This is a genomic window from Leucobacter manosquensis (genome assembly GCF_018304845.1).
Classification (GTDB): Bacteria; Actinomycetota; Actinomycetes; order Actinomycetales; family Microbacteriaceae; genus Leucobacter; species Leucobacter alluvii.
Genome location: NZ_JAFEVO010000001.1, coordinates 1,290,019 through 1,309,076, shown reverse-complemented (window position 1 = coordinate 1,309,076; position 19,058 = coordinate 1,290,019). Strand labels below are relative to the sequence as shown.

At 70.3% G+C, this 19,058-nt stretch carries 18 protein-coding genes; 6 read left to right on the top strand and 12 right to left on the bottom strand.

Annotated features, from left to right (window positions below; all coding sequences use genetic code 11):
* Window positions 1–80 precede the first annotated feature (80 nt).
* On the top strand, window positions 81–1,259 hold the full coding sequence (locus tag JSQ98_RS06040; RefSeq protein WP_211648804.1) for a glycosyltransferase family 9 protein: 1,179 nt from the start codon (window positions 81–83) through the stop codon (window positions 1,257–1,259).
* A gap of 26 nt (window positions 1,260–1,285) precedes the next feature.
* On the opposite strand, the gene JSQ98_RS06035 is transcribed toward JSQ98_RS06040, so the two are convergent.
* From JSQ98_RS06035 to JSQ98_RS06005, 7 genes are all read right to left on the bottom strand, one after another.
* Window positions 1,286–1,996, bottom strand: a complete 711-nt coding sequence (locus tag JSQ98_RS06035; protein WP_200331427.1) for an SDR family oxidoreductase — start codon at window positions 1,994–1,996, stop codon at window positions 1,286–1,288.
* A 66-nt stretch (window positions 1,997–2,062) separates the two neighbouring features.
* On the bottom strand, window positions 2,063–3,418 hold the full coding sequence (gene rfaE2, locus JSQ98_RS06030; RefSeq protein ID WP_211648803.1) for a D-glycero-beta-D-manno-heptose 1-phosphate adenylyltransferase: 1,356 nt from the start codon (window positions 3,416–3,418) through the stop codon (window positions 2,063–2,065).
* On the bottom strand, window positions 3,415–4,038 hold the full coding sequence (locus JSQ98_RS06025; protein WP_211648802.1) for a D-sedoheptulose-7-phosphate isomerase: 624 nt from the start codon (window positions 4,036–4,038) through the stop codon (window positions 3,415–3,417). Before JSQ98_RS06025 ends, rfaE2 begins: the two co-directional genes overlap by 4 nt.
* A complete protein-coding gene (locus JSQ98_RS06020) occupies window positions 4,035–5,303 on the bottom strand; it encodes a glycosyltransferase (RefSeq protein WP_211648801.1) in 1,269 nt (422 codons plus the stop codon). The genes JSQ98_RS06025 and JSQ98_RS06020 overlap by 4 nt, the downstream gene beginning before the upstream one ends.
* The gene (locus JSQ98_RS06015) at window positions 5,300–6,307 is read right to left on the bottom strand and encodes a glycosyltransferase (protein ID WP_211648800.1); all 1,008 of its coding nucleotides are present in this window, start codon (window positions 6,305–6,307) and stop codon (window positions 5,300–5,302) included. Before JSQ98_RS06015 ends, JSQ98_RS06020 begins: the two co-directional genes overlap by 4 nt.
* Entirely contained in the window at window positions 6,304–7,401 is a 1,098-nt protein-coding gene (locus JSQ98_RS06010; protein WP_211648799.1) for a glycosyltransferase family 9 protein, read from the bottom strand. The genes JSQ98_RS06015 and JSQ98_RS06010 overlap by 4 nt, the downstream gene beginning before the upstream one ends.
* Window positions 7,398–7,946: a D-glycero-alpha-D-manno-heptose-1,7-bisphosphate 7-phosphatase gene (locus JSQ98_RS06005; RefSeq protein ID WP_211648798.1), complete on the bottom strand. Its 549-nt coding sequence runs from the start codon at window positions 7,944–7,946 to the stop codon at window positions 7,398–7,400. Before JSQ98_RS06005 ends, JSQ98_RS06010 begins: the two co-directional genes overlap by 4 nt.
* A gap of 142 nt (window positions 7,947–8,088) precedes the next feature.
* On the opposite strand from JSQ98_RS06005, the gene JSQ98_RS06000 reads away from it, so the two are divergent.
* Window positions 8,089–9,186: a glycosyltransferase family 9 protein gene (locus JSQ98_RS06000; protein ID WP_211648796.1), complete on the top strand. Its 1,098-nt coding sequence runs from the start codon at window positions 8,089–8,091 to the stop codon at window positions 9,184–9,186.
* On the opposite strand, the gene JSQ98_RS05995 is transcribed toward JSQ98_RS06000, so the two are convergent.
* Window positions 9,118–9,960, bottom strand: a complete 843-nt coding sequence (locus tag JSQ98_RS05995; RefSeq protein WP_211648794.1) for a sigma-70 family RNA polymerase sigma factor — start codon at window positions 9,958–9,960, stop codon at window positions 9,118–9,120. The genes JSQ98_RS06000 and JSQ98_RS05995 overlap by 69 nt on opposite strands.
* Window positions 9,961–10,218: 258 nt before the next feature.
* Here JSQ98_RS05995 and JSQ98_RS05990 point away from each other — a divergent pair, with 258 nt between their 5' ends.
* The 4 genes from JSQ98_RS05990 to JSQ98_RS05975 all read left to right on the top strand — a co-directional run bounded on the left by JSQ98_RS05990 (window position 10,219) and on the right by JSQ98_RS05975 (window position 13,669).
* The gene (locus tag JSQ98_RS05990; RefSeq protein ID WP_211648793.1) at window positions 10,219–11,742 is read left to right on the top strand and encodes an FAD-dependent oxidoreductase; all 1,524 of its coding nucleotides are present in this window, start codon (window positions 10,219–10,221) and stop codon (window positions 11,740–11,742) included.
* A gap of 95 nt (window positions 11,743–11,837) precedes the next feature.
* Window positions 11,838–12,104 carry a DUF7218 family protein gene (locus JSQ98_RS05985; RefSeq protein WP_211648792.1) on the top strand — a complete coding sequence of 89 codons (267 nt, stop codon included), beginning with the start codon at window positions 11,838–11,840 and terminating at the stop codon, window positions 12,102–12,104.
* A 64-nt stretch (window positions 12,105–12,168) separates the two neighbouring features.
* Window positions 12,169–13,050: an SDR family oxidoreductase gene (locus tag JSQ98_RS05980; protein WP_211648791.1), complete on the top strand. Its 882-nt coding sequence runs from the start codon at window positions 12,169–12,171 to the stop codon at window positions 13,048–13,050.
* A 49-nt stretch (window positions 13,051–13,099) separates the two neighbouring features.
* A complete protein-coding gene (locus JSQ98_RS05975) occupies window positions 13,100–13,669 on the top strand; it encodes a TetR/AcrR family transcriptional regulator (protein ID WP_211648790.1) in 570 nt (189 codons plus the stop codon).
* Here the strand turns inward: JSQ98_RS05975 and JSQ98_RS05970 are convergent.
* The 4 genes from JSQ98_RS05970 to JSQ98_RS05955 all read right to left on the bottom strand — a co-directional run bounded on the left by JSQ98_RS05970 (window position 13,666) and on the right by JSQ98_RS05955 (window position 18,844).
* On the bottom strand, window positions 13,666–15,132 hold the full coding sequence (locus JSQ98_RS05970; protein WP_211648789.1) for an MFS transporter: 1,467 nt from the start codon (window positions 15,130–15,132) through the stop codon (window positions 13,666–13,668). The genes JSQ98_RS05975 and JSQ98_RS05970 overlap by 4 nt on opposite strands.
* Complete coding sequence (locus JSQ98_RS05965; protein ID WP_211648788.1) at window positions 15,129–16,472, bottom strand: M20/M25/M40 family metallo-hydrolase; 1,344 nt, start codon at window positions 16,470–16,472, stop codon at window positions 15,129–15,131. The genes JSQ98_RS05970 and JSQ98_RS05965 overlap by 4 nt, the downstream gene beginning before the upstream one ends.
* A 9-nt stretch (window positions 16,473–16,481) precedes the next feature.
* Window positions 16,482–18,509, bottom strand: coding sequence for an NADPH-dependent 2,4-dienoyl-CoA reductase (locus JSQ98_RS05960; RefSeq protein WP_283242017.1), 2,028 nt, complete (start codon window positions 18,507–18,509; stop codon window positions 16,482–16,484).
* A gap of 131 nt (window positions 18,510–18,640) precedes the next feature.
* Window positions 18,641–18,844 carry a cold-shock protein gene (locus JSQ98_RS05955; RefSeq protein ID WP_090150682.1) on the bottom strand — a complete coding sequence of 68 codons (204 nt, stop codon included), beginning with the start codon at window positions 18,842–18,844 and terminating at the stop codon, window positions 18,641–18,643.
* Between the last annotated feature and the right edge of the window lie 214 nt (window positions 18,845–19,058).

Genomic DNA, 19,058 nt, shown 5'->3' with positions numbered 1-19,058 from the left:
ACCGGGGCGAAGCGGGCAGAAGAAGAGCAGGCGCGTTGCGCGCCGGATACCGGACACGTCATCGCGAGATGGAGGAACACATGCCGCACGACCCGTACCGCACCTCGGAGGGCGCCGACCACGCTGCAGGGCCAGCGGTGATCCCGAGGAGACCGATCGTCGGTGCGCTGCGCGAGAAGATCGACGGGGTGCGGAAGATCGCAGTGCTGCGCGGCGGCGGTATCGGGGATCTGCTGTTCGCGCTCCCGGCCATCACGGCCCTCGCGTCCGCCTACCCGGAAGCCGAGATCACGCTGCTCGGCACGCCGGCGGCGCGACTGCTCGACGGCCGCGTCGGCGCACCGCACCGCATCGTGCGGCTGCCCGTGGCGGAGGGCGTTTACGAACCGAGCGGGGCAGCGGTCGACCCGGAGGCGCTGCGACGCTTCATCGCCGAGCAGCGCGGAGCGGGCTACGACCTCGCCGCTCAGATGCACGGAGGAGGCCGCTTCTCGAATCCGTTCGTGGCCGGTCTCGGCGCCCGGTGCACGATCGGCACGCGCACCGATGATGCGCTCGCGCTCGAGCGATCGCTGCCGTACGTCTACTACCAGCACGAGGTGATGCGATGGCTCGAGGTCGCCGCGCTGGCGGGCGCAGCCCCCGTCGATCTCGAACCGCGTGTGATCGTCGCGCCCGAAGAGGTGGAGCTCGGCCGAGCCCGCCTGGGCGAAGCCGACGGCCCGATCGTGGTCGTGCACCCCGGGGCGACCGATCCGCGGCGCCGCTGGCCCGTCGAACGCTTCGGCGCGGTCGCGGCGGAGCTGGCGCGCTCCGGCGCGGGGGTCGCGGTGATCGGCGACGCCTCCGAGCAGCGGCTCGCGGACGACTTCGTCCGTGCGGCTGTCGCAGCCGGAGCTGCTGCCGCACCGCTGAATCTCGCGGGGAAGCTCTCGTTCGACGAACTTCCCGGTGTGCTCGCCTCGGCCGACCTCTGCCTGGCCAACGACAGCGGCCCCCGGCACCTCGCCCAGGCGGTCGGAACGTCGACCGCGTCGGTCTTCTGGTGCGGAAACCTGCTCAACGCCGGCCCGATGGGGCGGGGGGAGCACCGGGTGCAGCTGTCGTGGACCACGAACTGCCCGGTGTGCGGCCTCGACAGCACCCAGGTGGGATGGACGGCGCCGAGATGCGAGCACGATGACTCGTTCGTCGCCGATGTCAGCACGGAAGCGGTGCTGGCCGACGCCCGAGCACTGCTCGCGGAGCGCGCGCGCTGAGGATCGCGCGCGCTCCGGCCGCCGGGCTACGGCCATGACGGCTCGTCCTCCGGGGCGATCACGAGCTCGCGAACCTCGGATCGCGGTGGCTGCTGCAGGGCGAAGAGCACGGCTCTGGCGACGTTGGCCGGATCGTTGAGTTGCGCGTCGGCAGCCGGCCGGTACTGCTCGGGTCGATCGTCGAAGAACGACGTCTGCATTCCGGCGGGAATCAACGTGGTCACGCCGAGACGACCCGCGGTCTCTGCGGCGAGCGCTCGCGAGAAACCGAGCACCCCGAACTTCGAGGCGCAATAGGCCGTCGCCTCGGGGAGCGCGCGGAGTGCGAGCGAAGACGCGATCGTCACGACGCGGCCGTGGACGCGCTCGAGGTGCGGCAGCGCCGCGCGGACCGTCGATACGGTGCCGAGCAGATTCACGCCGATGACGCGCTCCCACTCGGTCGCGTCCACGTCTTCGAGCCGACCGCACCGGTCGATGCCGGCGGCGGTGACGACGGCGTCGATGCCGCCGAGCTCTTCGGCGATGGCGGCGACGGCGTACTCCACCTGCGCGCGGTCGGAGACGTCGGCCGCCTGCGCGACCGCGCGATCGTGCCAGGCGCTGACGTCGAGATCGATGATGGCCGGGGTGCCTCCCGCCTCAGCGACGGCGTGCGCCACGGCGGCGCCGAGCCCGGAACTCCCGCCGGTGATGAGGACGCGGCCGAGCGGGGAGGGAGTGGTGGAGAGGGTCATCGAGGGTCCTTTCTCAGGTGGGACGAGGTGAGCAGTGCGCGACGCAGGGCCGCGCGGGGGATCGTGTCAGCCGACACGGGCGATGGCCTCAGCAAGGGCCGTGGTCGACCGGCCGAGATGATAGGGGAGCGTGAGGACCCGCCCGCCCCAGGACTCGACGAGCGCGGCTTCGGGGAGGGCCTGGGCGCTGTAGTCGCCGCCTTTGACCCAGACGTCGGGCCGCAGGCGGTCGAGCACGGCCTGGGGGTCGTCCTCGGCGAACACCACGACGGCGTCGACGCAGCTCAGCGCCGTCAGCAGCTCCACCCGATCGTGCTCGCTGATGAGCGGACGCTCATCGCCCTTGAGACGGCGGACCGATTCGTCGGAGTTCAGGCACACGATCAGGCAGTCTCCGAGACCGCGCGCGGCTGCGAGCGTGCGCACATGCCCCGCGTGCAGCAGATCGAAGCATCCGCCCGTCGCGACGACGGTGCCGCCCGAACTCCGCACCTGCTCGGCGATCGCGAAGGCGTCGGCGCCCGCAGTACGAGCACGTGGAAGCCCGGTTGCGCCGAGCGCTGCGACGCCTCCCGACGACAGGAAATCGCCGGCGGCGTCGACCGCGCTCCGCACCGCGTCGGGGAGGGAGTCGCCGGCGGCGAGGGCGAGGAGTGCCGAGGCGGCGAAACGATCTCCGGCTCCGCAGGCGTCGGCGGCGTCGACGGGACGTGCGGGGATGAGGGCTGGAGCGTGATCGGCGTCGAGCAGCAGCGCGCCTTCCGAGCCGAGCGTGACGACGACCGCCGCGCACCCCCAGCGCTCTCGCAGGCGCGCGGCGGCACCGGCTGCAGACGCGGCGTCGGCGGAGGTGCCGGCGGCCTTCGCGGCCTCTGAGAGGTTGGGCGTCACGAGGCTCGCAGAGGGAACCGGATCGGCGCCCCGCGGATGCGGGTCCCAGACGAGCGGTACGCGCGACCCCCGTCGATGCAGGGCGACCCGGATTTCAGGGTGCGCCGTGAGCGCGCGGCCGTAGTCGGAGACGATGATCGCGTCCGCCTCGCCGATGGCGCCGAGCATCTCCCGGGTGATGTGGGGCAGCACGGGATCGCCGCAGCCGTCGTCGATGCGGGCGACGGGCTGGCCGGCCGCTCGCAGTCGCGTCTTCACCGGGGTGGGGGCTGGCAGCAGCCCGGCGACCAGGTGGATGCCGTCGAGGTGGGCGCGGAGCCGCTCTCCCGGTTCGTCCGAGGAGAGCGCGGTCACGAGCGTGACGTCGTGCCCGTCGTGCTGCAGCATGCGTGCGACGAGCCCTGCGCCCCCCGCGCGGGAGCGGCGCGTCTGCACGTCGACCACGGGGACGGGGGCGTCGGGTTGGAAGCGTTCCGCGACGCCGTCGATGTCCTCGTCGAGGAGCGTGTCTCCGACAATGACGATCTTCATGATTGGGGCTCCGTTCCCACGCAGGCGTCGAACACTTCGCACATCGCATGGATCGCCGCGAGCTGGCACTCCTGCACATGGGGTGACGCGCCGTCCAAGCAGATCGCATCGTCGCAGAGGCGCGCCAGTGGATTCGGTCCCGGCCCGGTGAGCGCCCAGCTCGTCGCGCCCGACTCCTCTGCCGCGCGCGCGGCCTCGAGCAGGTTCGGGCTGCCACCGCTGGTCGAGAGCAGCAGCACGATGTCTCCGGCTCTTGCGTGCGCCCGCACCTGACGCGCGAACACCTGGTCGAATCCGTAGTCGTTGCCGATCGCGGTGATGCTCGACGTCTCCGCGTGCAGCGAGATCGCAGAGTAGGCGGCGCGGTCATCGCGATAGCGACCGACGAGCTCAGCGGTGAGGTGCTGAGCCTCGGCGGCCGAGCCGCCGTTGCCGCCGACCAGCAGGCGTCTGCCCGCGCGGAGTCGGGTCGCGAGCTCGACGCCCCATGCCTCCAGGTGGGTCGCGTGCCGGCGAGCCTGAGCGAGAGCTTGCGCGAGCGCGTCGAAGTGGTCGGTGACGGCGTTCGCCGTCGATCGCTCGGCGGCGAACGGCGCCTGGGTGAGCGTTGGGGTGGTCATAGTGCGGCCTCCGCGAATTGGGCGCTCGAAGCGCGGTCGGTGCGTTGTCTGGTGTGCTGCAGTGCGCGTTCGTAGATGCGCTCGGTGCGAGCGGCGACGCGCTCCCAGCTGTATCTGGCTTCGACGCGCATGCGCCCCGCCGCCCCGAGCGTCGCGGCGAAGGCGGGATCGGCACGGAGCCGGGCGAATGCATCGGCGACGGCCGGTGCGTCTTGCGGCGGCACGAGCAGCCCGGTCACTCCGTCGACCACCGTGTCTCCCAGGCCGCCGATGTTCGCGGCGACGACCGGTGTGCCGCAGGCCATGCTCTCGAGGGGAACGATGCCGAACGGCTCGTACCAGGGGGTGCAGACGACGGCGTCGGCCTCGCGGATCAGTGCCGGGACGTCATCGCGCGGCACGCGGCCCAGGAATCGCACCTGATCCGAGACGCCGAGTGATTCGGCGAGCGCCGTGAGGCGGACCGTCTCGGCGTCGGGTCCGGATTCGCCGGCGGGCGCATCCCCGGTCCCGACGATGTGCAGCTCGACGTCGTCGATTCCCTGCTCATGCAGCAGACCGACTGCGCGGATGGCGATGTCGACGCCCTTCCGCGGGACGAGGCGCCCGAGACTGAGCACGCGGAAGGTCGCTCCTCGAGCGGCGGCGCGGCCGGTGTTCTGGAACATGCCGAGGTCGACGCCGCACGGAGCGATCTCGATGCGGTCTTCCGGGACGCCGAGGAGCCGCAGTTCTGCGACCTCGTCCGGGCACGTGGCGATCACTGTAGTTGCGCGCTGGCCCACGAGCGGCTCGAGCCGCGCGCGTTCGGCAGGGCTCGTATCGGCAGCGCCCTGGTACCGTCGCTTCACCGAGCCGAGCGCATGGAAGGTGTGCAGCACTGGCGGATGGCCCGTGCCCCGCTCGGCTGCGGCGTCGAGGGCGGCGATGCCCGACATCCAGAAGTGACTGTGCACGACGTCGGGGCGGTCGAAGCGCCACGCAGCTGCGAGCCCAGCTGAGAGGGCCGGGAGGTGCGGGAGGAGGTTGTCCTTCGGCACGTGGCGCTGCGGGCCCGCGGTGAGATGCACGACTTCGACTCCCGGGCACAGGGGCACGCGCGTCGGGGTGGTCGGGTCATCCCTGCGCGTGAACACGGTGACCCGGTGGCCGCGCTCCGCGAGCGCTCGTGACAGCGCGGCGACGTGCACGTTCTGGCCGCCGGCATCCACGCTGCCCGGGGTGGCGAGGGGATTGGCGTGCTCGGACACCATGGCGATCTTCACGATGAAGCTCCTTCGGTGATCAGGTGGGGGGCGTCTACGCGCGCCCGGGCGCGACGGGTGTGGGCATCACGGGTGTCGGCCAGGACCGCGTCCCAGTCATCCAGGAAGCGCCGGAGGCCGTACCGCGCGATCGCGGCTTCTCGCGCGACGGCACCGCGTCGATGCGCCTCGTCGGGATCGAGGAGCAGCAGGTCGGCGGTCGCGACCAGTTCTGCCGGGTCCGCCGAGCGGGCCCCGGCCTCGGGCGGCACGGCGCGCGCAGCTTCGGTGGCGTCGAGCACGAGCACCGGCATGCCGAGGAACATCGCCTCGAGCAACGAGAGTCCGAGGGATGTCCACCGCATCGGATGCACGTAGGCCCGACGCTGGGCGAGTTCCGCGTGCAGTCGCTCCGTCGGCAGATCTCCGACGACGCGGAGACGGTCCGGCCCCAGATCAAGTGCGGCCGGCAGACGGTCGGTGGCGATCCCGAAGCAGTCCAGCCGCCCGGCACTCGCGAATGCGGGCAGCAGGTCGGTGCCCGTGACTCGCCCGCGCCGCACTGGTTCGTTGATCACGACGCCGAGCGCTTCGACGGCGCCCGTGTACTGCAGACCCGGGTCGGGGATGCCGTGCTCGATGACGATCGTCGGTGCCGAGCCGCAGTCCCAGATGAGGCGGTTGAAGTGCGTGACGTGCACGACCGGGATGTCCGTGCGATCGCTCAGGAAGTGACGCTCTGCCACCGGCGAGTGCTTCGGTGTGTTGTGCTCGACGAACACGGCCGGAACGTCTCGGCCGGGGCGCCGCCCGAGCAGCGACTCGGCCCACTCGAGCTCTTCGATGCGCTGCAGCACGACGAGGTCGACATCGACGCTGGCGAGTTCGGCCGCCTCGATGCGACGGGCGTGCGGGGGGAGCGGCGGCATGTCGCGCCCCGGCTCCGCCGGCACGAGATACTCGTGCGAACCGCTCAGGAACGCCTGCATCCAGCCGCCGTGCAGGTACCACACCAAAATCTTCATCGTCGTCCTTCCTGTACGCCCTGCACGCGCGGAACTGCGCGCGCGGGCTGTGCGTGATGAGCGCGATCTCGGTCGCGTCCGAGTGGTTCGAGCTCCTCGATCGCCGCGAGCACCGCTTCAGGTGCCACACCGGCGAGGCAGGGGTGCCCCGCGACGGGGCAGTCACGGGCGCGCGAATCCTTGCAGGGTGCGAGCTGGTCGCCCAGCAGCCGCACGGGGACTCCGTACGGCGCCCATTTCACGGCTGGCACCACCGGTGAGAACAGGCTCACCACGGGAGTGCCGACCGCAGCTGCCAGATGCGCCGGTCCGCTGTTTCCCGATACCAGCACGTCCGCACCAGCGAGCACGCCTGCCAGCTCCAGCGTCGAGCACGCTCCCGCGAGGTCGATCGCCTCCGGCGCCTCCGCGCGGATGCGTCCGGTGAGATCCGCCTCCCCGACGCTCCCCGTCAGCACCACCTGACGTCCGGTCTGGCCGAGCAGCCGAGCGAGGCGTGCGAAGTGGAGAACGGGCCACCGCCTGGCCGCCACCGCTGCGCCGGCATGCAGCGCGACGTACGGCGCGCCGCCCGTGAGCGCCCGGGTGTCAGGCGTCGGCACGACCGCGAGACGCCCGTCGTCCATGCTCGGGTACCCGGCGGCCTCCGCGATCGCGAGAGCGCGCTCCGGCTCAGGGATGTCTTCGCGAAGATCCTCACCGGGGCGCAGTCGCACGTCGAGCAAGGACCCGGGGTGGTCGACGGAGGCGCCCGTGATGCGTTCCACTCCCGCAAGTCGCAGCAGGAGCGCCAGGGGGAGCGGCGACTGGTGGAACGAGGTGAGAATGACCGCCTCTGCGGCGCCGGTATCGCGCACGCTCGCGATGAGCTGCTCGGCGTGCTCTCGGCTCACCTCGCGCCAGGGCTCCGAGATCCACGGCGCCTCCCAGACGATGGTGCGGCTGACGCCCGGCAGCAGAGCCGCTCCGCCCGCACCCAACGGCCCGCACAGCATGACGACCTCTGCCTGGTGCGCGACAGCGCGAACCGCCGGGCCCGAGACGAGCACGTCGCCCATGCTGTCGAGCCTGGCGACGAGCACCGGCGCGCTCATCGCTCCGCCCCAGACCTGCTGCCGAGCGCGATCTCCACCGCTTCCGCGATCGTCTCGGCGACCGTCGTCGCGTCGTCGCGCTCCTGCTGCAGCGTGAGACGAGTCGGTACGAGGATGCCGCGCGCACCCGCAGCTTCTGCCGCATTCACGTCGGCGCCGATATCGCCGATCATCACGACGTTCTCAGCAGCCACCCCGAGCTCAGCGGCAGCCGACACGATCATTCCCGGCCTCGGCTTGCGGCAGTCGCACGCGTCGCGCGGGGCGTGCGGGCAGATGCGCCAGACGTCGAACGGGCCGAGCAACTGCTCGACGCGTTCGTTCACGCGACGCACCTGTTCCTCGCTCAGCAGCCCGCGAGCGATGCCCGACTGATTGCTGATGACGCCGACGGGAATCCCGGCCGCCCGCACCCGATCGACCGCGGCGCGGGCCGACGGCATCGGGCGCACGGCCTCGGGGTCGCCGTTGTACGGAACGTCGACGATGAGGGTGTCATCGCGATCGAACAGCACGGCGTGCACGGGTACTGCGGGTTCAGTCATACCTCCCTCATTCCCCGAAGGAGCAGGAGTAAACGCAGAGCCCGACCCCTTGCGCCACGCCCCGGTGTGCGGTAGTCCAGTGGTGGGTGCTCTGCGCAGACGAAGCAATCTCGGGGCGGGGTGCACGAGAGGGGAACCACATATGACTCGACGGCATCGTCCTGTGCTGCTCGCACTGCGAACGCTCAAACTGGGAGACCTGCTCGTCGCGGTTCCTGCGCTCCGCGCTCTCCGACGCGCGTTTCCGGAGCATCGGATCGTGCTCGCGGCGCCCGGCTGGCTGTCGCCGATCGTCAGACTCGTCGACGCCGTCGATGAACTCCTCCCGACACCCGGCCTCGATGATCCGCTGCCGCTCGAACCCGGCAGCGTCGATATCGCGGTGAACCTGCACGGGAACGGGCCGGAGAGCCGGGCGGTCATCGACGCGCTCGAACCGCGTCGGCGCATCGTGCACCGGTTGCCGGATGACCCCGTCATCCATGATGAGGCGGCGCCAGCCTGGGTGGACGGGATGCTCGAACGGGAGCGCTGGGTGCGCCTGGTCTCGGCCTTCGGGGCGGCGGGAGACCCGGATGAGGTGCGCATCGCGGTGCCGGAGGCGGTGCCGCCCGTGACGGGAGCGGTCGTCGTGCACGTCGGCGCGTTCTACGGTTCGCGGCAGTGGCCTGTCGACCGCTTCGCCGAGGTGGCGCGGGCCCTGCGTGCGGACGGGCGCCGCGTCGTCGTGACGGGCGATGAGCGGGACCGTCCGCGGGCCGTCGCCGTCGCCGAGGCGGCCGGGATGACGGATGACGATGTGCTCGCCGGGAGGATCGGCCTGGCTGAATTCGCGGCGGTCATCGCGCGCGCGCCGCTCGTCGTGACGGCCGACACGGGAGCGGGTCATCTTGCCTCCGCGTACGGGGTGCCGTCGGTGGTGATCTTCGGCCCTGCGCCGCCGGAGGAGTGGGGGCCGCCTCCTGGCCCCCACGTGGTGCTGACCGACGCCGCGGTGCGCAGGGGCGAAGCATTCGCCACGGGGCCGGATCCCGCGCTCCTCGCGGTGACGGCCGGCGCCGTCGTCTCGGCGGCGCGCGGCGTCATGCTGCCGCCCGAGCCTCGGTCGACGCTCGATGCTGCGCCCTCCACCGGTTCCGCGGCGGAACCAGGAGCCCGGCGCGCGGCGGCGTCAGGCGCGAGCGACGTCGGTGTTGAGCGCAGCGCGCAAGCGCTGCAAGATGCTCGCCAGGAGTCGTGACACCTGCATCTGGCTGACGCCGCACTCGAGCGCGATCTCGGATTGGGTGAGCTGCTCCTCGAATCGCAACCGCACGATGCGACGCTCCTCCGAGGTGAGGGTGCGCGTCGCTCGTTCCAGCGTCAGCGCGAGGTCGGTTCTCGCGTACTCGGACTCCCGATAGGGCAGGGAGTCCGCGAGCGTGAGGTCCTCCGAGCCGCCGGGGATGGGAGTGTGCAGCGAGATCGCCTGACGGGCGGAGTGGCACTGCACCGCTTCGGCCACCAGCGCCAGTGGGCGGTGCAGCACTTCGGCGAGCTCCGCTACCCGGGGCGCGCGCCCGAGTTCCTGCTCGAGTACTTCGCGCACCGCAGGCACCTCGATCGCGAGCTCCTGGAGACGTCGCGGGGGCCTCACGAACCACGACGTGTCGCGCAGATACTGCTTGATCTCCCCGGCGATGGTGGGCACGGCGAACGATACGAGGTCGTCTCCGAGATCCGGGTCGAAGCGCTCGACGGCCTTCGCGAGCCCGATGCACGCGACCTGGCGGAGATCTGCCGCATCCTGCTGGCGCACGCGGTATCGGCGCGCGATGGAGTGCGCCAGATCGAGATACTCGACCACGACCCGCTGATGCAATCGCCGTCGCCCTGCAGGGTCGGCCCGCCGCGCAGCGACGAGGAGGGCGATCGCGTGCGCGTTGCGCGCAGCATCTGCTGCTGCTCGGTCGGCGCGTCCGCCCGGAGCGACGGGTGCAGGGGATGCTGCGAACGCCGGGTTCGGTGCGAGCATGGGCCTCCTCCAATGAGAGCGGTCGGTGGTGCGTGACCGACGCGGTGTGCCGGGCGCACGCGGTGCGCCCGAACGGGTACAGCTACCGCTCCAGGATCGCCACGCGGCCCAGCAACGGGCAGCGCCTTGCATCCGAGCCGAACTTCACCTAACATCGGCCGCCCGCGCCTCGACGGGTGCGAGGATGCGGCGGACGGCACGGGGCCACGCCCTGTCAAGGGCCTGCCCTCCGTTCGAGGTCCTTCCTAGCTTGGAATCATGACTGCACTGTGGCACCGCACCGGCCCCACCATCCCCGTCTCCCCGTCGGAGCCGACGCCGCTCGGGCGTCGCTACGACACGGTCGTCGTCGGCGCGGGACTCACCGGCCTCGTGACGGCGGTCCTGCTTTGCAGAGCGGGTCAGCGCGTCGCCGTGCTCGAGGCCCGCACGGTTGGAGCCGTCACGACGGGGCACACGACGGGCAAGCTCAGCCTCCTCCAGGGAAGCGTCTTCTCGCAGGTGCGGCGGCACGTCGGCGACGAGGCGCTCGTCGCCTATGCGGAGGCGAATCGTGAGGGACAGGCGTGGATGGTGCGCGAGCTCGAACGACTCGGTCTGCCGATCGATCGGCGCGATGCCGTGACGTACGCCAATGGCGAGGACCATCTCGACGCCCTGGAGCGCGAGCTCGAGGCATGCCGTGTCGCAGGAGTCGATGCGCGCTGGGCGGACGACACGGGCCTGCCGTTCGCGACCGCCGGGGCGATCACGCTCGACGACCAGGTGCAGTTGCAGCCCATCGAGGTGCTGGCGGCGCTCGCCGCCGAAGTGCTCGAGCGCGGCGGCGAGATCCATGAGCGGAGGCGCGTGCACGGGGTGGAGGAGGACGGCGACGCCCTGCACGTGCAGACCGCGGGCGGCGTCGTGTCGGCCGACCGCTGCGTGCTCGCGACGGGTGTGCCGATCCTCGACCGAGGTCTGTTCTTCGCGCGACTGGAGCCCTCGCGCTCCTTCGTCACCGCCTATGACGTGCCGGAGGACCGCATCCCACGCGGCATGCACATCTCGATCGACGCCCCGGACCGCTCCCTGCGCACCGCTCGCGGCACCGATGGGGAGACACTGGTCGTCGTCGGGGGCGGCGCGCACACGACCGGACGGGGCGGAGACACGGTGCGCACGCTGGCGGAACTCGATGCCTGGGCGCAGCAGAAGCTCGGCGCCGGGCCGCGGGTCACGTGGTGGGCCGCGCAGGATTATCAGCGGCACGCGTCGCTCCCGTTCGCGGGTCCGCTCGCAGGAGGGCACGGCCGCATCTTCACCGCGACGGGCTACGACAAGTGGGGGATGACGAATGCTGTGGCCGCGAGCCTCGCGATCGTGTCGCAGATGCTCGGCGGCCGGCTCGACTGGGCCGACACCATGCGCCACGCGGGCCCCGGTGTCGCCGGCGTCGCCGATGCGGTGCGCGTCAACGCGGAGGTCGCAGCGCATGTCGCCGCCGACTGGACCAAGGCGGTGCTGAGCGGCTCGGGCGCGGCCGACCTCGCAGAGGGGGAGGGTGCGATCGTGCGAGAGGGCGCCCGGCCGGTCGCGGTCTCACGCGTCGACGGGAAGCTCTGCCGCGTGTCGGCTGTGTGCACGCACCTCGGCGGCATCGTGAACTGGAATCCTGCAGAGCGCAGCTGGGATTGCCCGTTGCACGCCTCGCGATTCTCCGCAACGGGAGAGGTGCTCGAGGGGCCCGCCGTTCGAAACCTCGCTGCGGTCGATGACGACCGGAGCGCAGCCGAAGGCTAGCGACCCCATCGGCGACTGTCGAGGGGCTGCGAGACGGAGCATGGCTCGGTTAGCGTCGAATGCGAAGGACCACCCGACTGAGGAGAGGACGATCGATGCCGAAATCGAAGACCCCGCAGCTGAAGGATCCCGAACTGTACGACCGACTGCGCGAAGACGGGGCCTCGGCTGAGAAGGCGGCCCGAATCTCGAACGCGGCGGCGAAGGATGGCCGGTCGAACGTGGGGAAGCGCGGCGGCCACGCGGAGGACTATGACGAGCGCACCGTGCCGGAGCTGAAGAAACGGGCGAAAGAGCTCGGGCTCAGCGGCTACTCGGACCTGCGCAAACAGGAGCTCATCGACATGCTGCGCTCGCACTGACCGCCGCGTCGGCGGCATGGAATACGCCTGAACATCGCAGTAACCGGATCACCGAGGAGGACGCATGACCCCGAACCTGGACCCGCGGACGAAGTACCCGAAGGCCCCGCTGCCGCAGCAGGAGCAGCCGTCGCAGCCCGGTCTCACGGCGCCGATGCAGCCGGCGCCCGACCACGGCGAGGACACGTACGCCGGCACGGGAAAGCTCGCCGGAATGCGCGCGCTCATCACCGGGGGCGATTCCGGGATCGGACGGGCCGTGGCGATCGCATTCGCGCGCGAAGGCGCGGATGTCGCCATCGCGTACCTCCCAGAGGAGCACGAGGACGCGCAGGCGACGCTCGAACAGATCGAACTCGCGAATCGCCGCGGGGTGCTGCTGCCCGGCGATCTCCGACACGAGGCGGATTGCGTCGAGACGGTGAGCCGCACGGTCTCGGAACTCGGCGGCCTCGACATCCTCGTGCTGAACGCAGCAACCCAGCGTGAGCGCGGGCCGAACGCGGAGGTGACCCGGGACGCCGTCGAGAACGTGTTCTCGACGAATCTCGTCGCACCGATTCTGCTGTTCCGCGAAGCGGCCGAGCACCTGCAGCCCGGTTCGAGTGTCATCGTCACCGCCTCGGTGCAGGCGTACAATCCGTCGCCCGATCTGCTCGATTACGCAATGACCAAGGCGGGGCTCGTCGCGTTCACGCAGGCGCTCGCCGAGCAGCAGGGCGAACGCGGAGTGCGCGTCAACGCCGTGGCGCCCGGGCCGATCTGGACGCCGCTCATCCCGGCCACCGGTTGGGACGAGAAGCAGGTGCATTTCGGCGAGGACACGCCGCTCGGCCGCCCGGGGCAGCCAGCCGAACTCGCCGGGGCGTACGTCTACCTCGCTTCGGAGGACGCGTCGTACGTGTCGGGGGCCGTGCTCCCGGTGACCGGCGGCAAGCACCTCTGACGCTCAGCGGCTCACGAGGACGGGGCGTGCGTTCGCTACAGTGGTGAGCATGTCTCCGACCCGCGGGCGTCCGCATGCCTCCTCGCGAGAGATGCTTGCGGACGCCGCGTGTGAGCTCTTCCTGGAACGCGGGTACGAAGCGACATCGGTCACCGAGATCACCAGGCGCGCGGGCGTCAGCCGTTCGAGCTTCTTCAATTACTTCTCATCGAAGGCGGAGATGCTGTGGTTCGTCTTCGACGCGAGGGTCGCCGCCCTTGAACGCGCATTGCGCGAGCACGACCGAGACGTTGGAGCGGCGCTCCGCAGCTTCGCCGCGGGGGAGGTCCCGGAAATCCTGGCACTCGCGATCGCCGAGGGGCGGACGATGGACGTGGAGGGCGAGCTGGAGACAGGACGCGCGGTCCGTCAGCTCAGGATCGCCGCGGCGATCGAGGCGCGCCTGCGTCGCGACGGTCATGATGCGCGCCGGGCTGAGATCGTGGCCGCGGGGTACGCGGCGGCGCTCGTCGGAACCGTGTGGCGGTGGGCGCTGCTCGGCGCCGGACGCCACCGCCTCGACGCACTGCTCGAAGGTGCGATCGTCACGGCCGAGGAGATGCACGGGTCGGAAGGCTAGCGCGGCGCCGAGCGATCGCTCGCGACAGCACGGCGATCCTCGAATGCGCGCTGCGGCACCACGAACCGGAGCGCGACCGACGCCGCGAGAGCGGATCCCCCGCAGACGCACCAGACGATGACGTACCCGGTGAACGAGCCGGCGGTGCTGCCCCCGGAATCCGCGCCGGCTGCGCCCGCGACGCCGTGCAGGAGCGCGATGCCGAAGATCGCCGATGCGATCGCGCCGCCCACCGTCTTCGTCGAGTTGGTGAGTCCCGTCGCAACGCCGGTGAGACGGTCGGGGGCCCCGGCCGCCGCAGCCGCAGGCAGAGCCGCGACCAGGGCGCCCGAACCGAGCCCGGCGACGATCATGTTGATGATCATGTGCGGGTAAGCGGTGTGGAACGGCAGGAACATGAAGTAGCCGATCGCGACGAGGAGGGCGGCGGCGGCCAGCGCGTTCCGCGGCGTCGACCAGCGGGCCACCAGCGGATACGCGAGCGCGCCGACGACCATCGCGATGAGATAGACGCCGATGACGAGCGAGGTCAGGAAGCCGCCGATGCCGAGACCGTACCCGGCGGTGGCTGGATCCGTTCGAATGAAGGTCGACAGCGGGGCTTGTGCGCCGAGCACGCTCATGCCGAAGAGTGCCGCGGTCACGAAGACCGGCGCGAGCGCCGGTGAGCGGAAGAGGCGCACGTCGATGAGTGGATCGGGGTGCCGGAGCTCCCACCGTCCGAACGGCACGAACAGGAGGAGTCCGAGCGCGACGACGCCCCAGGCGAGGGGGCTCTCCACCCCTTCGATCCGCAGCAGACTCAGTCCGCCCGTGAATGCCAGGAGCGCGAAGGTGATGAGCATGAGCCCGACGGTGTCGAGTCGGCCGCCCAGTTTCACGGAGGATTCGCCGACGCCGAACATGATGACGAAGAAGCACGTGACGACGAGCACGCCCGGAACCAGGAGCACGCCGAAGATGGGGAACCCGTCGATGAGCCGCCCCCCGATGAGAGCGCCGGAGATCGCGCCGAGTTCGAGCGCGGCGACCAGCAGGCCTGCCGCCCGTGCGGTGAGCAACGAGCGTCCGTCACGGCCGGCCGTGCGCGACCAGATGAGCGCGATCTCGAGCGGCAGCCAGACGACGTACACCCCCTGCACTGTCCATGCGGCGAGAAAGAGCGGGAACGTATCGGCGAACGGCAGCGCGAGGGTCGCCGCAGCGGTCACCGCCGTGGACCAGAGCAGGATTCGCTTGTGCCCGATCATGTCGCCGAGTTTCGCGAGCACCGGCACGACCAGCGCGGACAGCATGAGTTGCGAACCCTCGAGCCAGTTCACGTCGGCATCCGGTACCTGCAGGTGCCGCGCGATATCGGACAGCATCGGGGTGTAATAGCCCTGGAGAAAGCCGCTCGTGAACTCGACGAACGCGAGGAACCCGACCACGCCGGCGAGCGCGCCGAGTCGTACGCGCGTCACGGGAGCTGCCGAGCGGGGAGCCGCTGGAGGAGCGAGCGGTGGAACCGGATGCCGCGTTCGAGTTCGCCGACGGCCACGCGCTCGTCGACGCCGTGGATCGTCGCCCTGAGTGCTGACGACATCGCGAGCGGCGCGAATCGGTACACCGCTGGAGCGAAGCGATGGAAGTGCCGCGAGTCGGTCGCCGCGAGCATCACGTACGGCACCGCGCTCGCTCCAGGGTGCGACGTGCGCACCGCGTCCGCGATGATCTCGAACTGCGCGTTCTCGGTCGATGATTCGGGTGAGGGGTCCTCGCCGTCGACGACGTCGATCCGGATGGCGCGGTCGGCGACTCGGCGCCGCACGCGCTGCACGGTGGAAGCCACGGTCTCTCCGAGCGCGATGCGCAGGTTGATGGTGGCGCTTGCTCGAGAGGGGAGCACGTTCGCCGCCGTGCCGCCTTCGAGCATCGTGGCCGCGATCGTCGTACGGATCATCGCAGCCGGCTCGCCTCCCATCCGTGCGAAGAGGCGCGCTGTGAGACGAGGCCGCGCGGCCAGCAGCCGGTACAGCAGGCGGGCGGGTCCGTGAGTGCTCGGCACGAGGCGCTCGAGCATGCGGCTGACCCCGCGCGGAGTGCTGGTCGGGAATGTGCGGGGGTGCAGGCGGGCCACGGCGCGCGCGACACGGGTGACTGCGGTGAGGGGCGGTGGAGCCGATGCGTGGCCGCCGTCGCCCCGTGCGCTCAGCCGCAGGGTCATCGCGCCCTTCTCGCCGACGCCCACCATCGCCGCCTGCCCGCGTACGAACGGCAGCGGAGCATCGACCACCGCGCCACCCTCATCCAGCACGAGCCATGGAGTGATGCCCCGTGCCGAGAACGTCTCCGCGATGGTGCGCGCCGCATCTCCGAATGTCTCCTCGTTGCCGCCGAAGGAGAGGTACACGTCGCGTGCGGGAGCGAATCCCTCCAGCAGCAGCGTTTCGACGGCCTCGAGGATCACGAGCAGCGGCCCCTTGTCGTCGAGCGCACCGCGCCCGTGGACGAAGCCGTCGGCGATGCGGCCCTCGAACGGCGGATGAGTCCAGGCGTCGCTCGCGTCGACCGGAACCACGTCGTAGTGCGCCATGAGCACAACGGGATCACTGTCTGAGTCGGCCCCGCGCCAGTGGAAGAGCAGCCCGAGTTCCGTGATGCGCTCTCGCGCGAGCCGACGATGCACGTTCGGATACAGCTCTTCGAGCAGCTCGACGAACGCCTCGAACGGTGCGCTGCCCCGTTCTTCGATCTCCGCAGAAACGGTGGGGATCCGAATCATGCGCGAGAGCCGGTCAGCTGCACCCGAGTGGTCCGTCATGGATGCACCTCACAATCTCGCTGCAAGTCGCGTGCCCTGATCGATCGCGCGTTTCGCGTCGAGCTCTGCCGCGATATCGGCTCCGCCGATGAGATGCGCATCGATGCCGAGCTCGGCGAGCTCGACGTGCAGATCGCGGGCCGGGTCCTGGCCGGTGCACAGCACGATGGTGTCGACTTCGATGGTCACCGGTTCGCCCTCGAGTCCGAGGTGCAGACCTGCATCATCGATCCTCCGGTACTCCGCCCCCGGAACCATGCGCACGCCCCGGCGGGCGAGCTCGGTCCGGTGGATCCACCCGGTGGTCTTGCCGAGCCCGGCGCCCAGCTTGCCGCCGCTGCGCTGCAGCATCACGACGGAGCGTTTCGCGGGCGCTTCGACGGCGACGGTCAGTCCGCCGGGGCGGCGGTACTCCGCGTCGACTCCCCAGTGGGAGAGGAAACCAGCGACGTCTGCGGGATCCTCTTCGGTATCCGAGGTGAGGAACTCGGCGACGTCGAAGCCGATGCCTCCGGCGCCGAGAATCGCGACGCGCCGGCCGACCGGAACGCGATCGCGCAGCACATCGAGATAGCCGACGACACTCGGATGATCGAGGCCGTCGATCACCGGTCGTCGCGGCAGCACTCCGGTGGCGAGCACGATCTCATCGAAGCCCTGTGCGGCGAGCGATGCCGCGTCGACCCGTTCGCCGAGCCGGACGGTGACGCCGGTCTCCGCGACACGCACTCCGAAGTACCGCAGTGTCTCCCGGAATTCGCTCTTGCCGGGTACTTGCAGTGCGACGTTCAGCTGGCCGCCGATACGGGTGTCGGCCTCGAACAGCGTCACGTCGTGCCCGCGCGAGGCGGCGGTCGTCGCGCACGAGAGGCCGGCAGGGCCCGAACCGACCACGGCGATGCGTCGGGGGGCGGTCGTCGGCGAGATGATGAGCTCAGTCTCGTGCCCGGCTCGGGGATTCACGAGACACGATGCGACTTTCCCGGCGAATGTGTGATCGAGGCACGCTTGGTTGCACCCGATGCAGGTGTTGATGCGTTCAGGGGTGCCAGCAGCCGCTTTCGCGATGAACGCTGGATCCGCCAGGAACGGGCGTGCGAGCGACACCATATCGGCGCATCCCTCGGCGAGCACGGCTTCGGCGCTCTCGGGGGTGTTGATCCGGTTCGTGGCGATGAGCGGAATCGACACGGCGCCCATCAGGCGATGCGTGACCCAGGAGAAGGCCGCGCGGGGCACCGAGCTCGCGATCGTCGGGATCCGCGCCTCATGCCAACCGATTCCGGTGTTGATCATCGAGGCGCCGGCGGCCTCGACGCGGAGCGCCAGGTCGACCACCTCGTCGAGTGTGGAGCCGTCGGGTACGAGGTCGAGCATGGAGAGGCGGTAGATGAGCATGCGCTCGTCGCCGAGCGCGGCACGCACCCGACGCACGATCTCGACCGGGAATCGCGCGCGACGCTGCGCATCGCCGCCCCACGCATCCGCGCGGTGGTTCGTGTGCGGCGCTGCGAACTCGTTGATGAGGTATCCCTCCGAGCCCATGATCTCGACACCGTCGTAGCCGGCGGCACATGCGAGCGCAGCCGTGTGCGCGAAGTCGTCGATCGTGCGTTCGATGTCTGCGTCGCCGAGTTCACGCGGCGTGATCGGGGAGATCGGTGCAGGGAGGGGGCTCGGGGCGACGATATCGGGGTGCGCCCCGTAGCGTCCAGCGTGAAGGATCTGCAGGACGATGCGCCCACCCGCGTCATGCACTGCGTCGGTGATGACGCGGTGATCGGCGATGTCGTCATCACTCGTGAGCATCGCCGCCCCCGGAGTCAGGCGGCCCTCGTCGTTGGGGGAGACGCCGCCGGTGACGATGAGCCCCGCGCCGCCGACGACGCGCTCGCGATAGAACGCCGCGAGCCGGTCGAAGCCACCCGGGGTCTCTTCGAGACCGATGTGCATCGAACCCATGATGATTCGATTCGGAAGTGTGATGGCGCCCAGCGTGAGGGGCCGGAACAGGTTCGGATACGTCAGCGTCGACATGCAGCTCCCGTGTCGGGGTCAGAATGTTCCGAATGTAGCGATGCGCCGATGCGAAGTCGAGGCGAGTGTGCGCTACATACAAAAAAACGAGGTGCAGGGCGTGAGCCCTGCACCTCGTTCAGTCGCGCGACTTAGAGTGCGCGGATGTTGCTTGCCTGCAGGCCCTTGGGGCCCTGCTCGACGTCGAACTCGACGCGCTGCTCTTCGAACAGGTCGCGACGGCCGTTACCCGAGATCGCGCTGAAGTGCGCGAAGACGTCGGATGCTCCGTCGTCGGGGGTAATGAAGCCGAAGCCCTTTTCCGAGTTGAACCATTTCACGGTGCCGGTGGCCATACTGTATTTCCTTCTTGTGTTGCTGGCCGCGAGAGCGGCCGGGGTGCCACGGCGACGGCGCCGACGTGGAGACTGGTAGCTTGCTGCATTTCAGCGGCAAATAAAACGTGCTGGAGAATCCCTACGTTCGGCATTACTGGTCTTACCCGTTGAGCCTATCCCACGGTTCGCAATCACGCGAGGCCTGGCTGCGTAATCGTTACTTTCGGCGAAG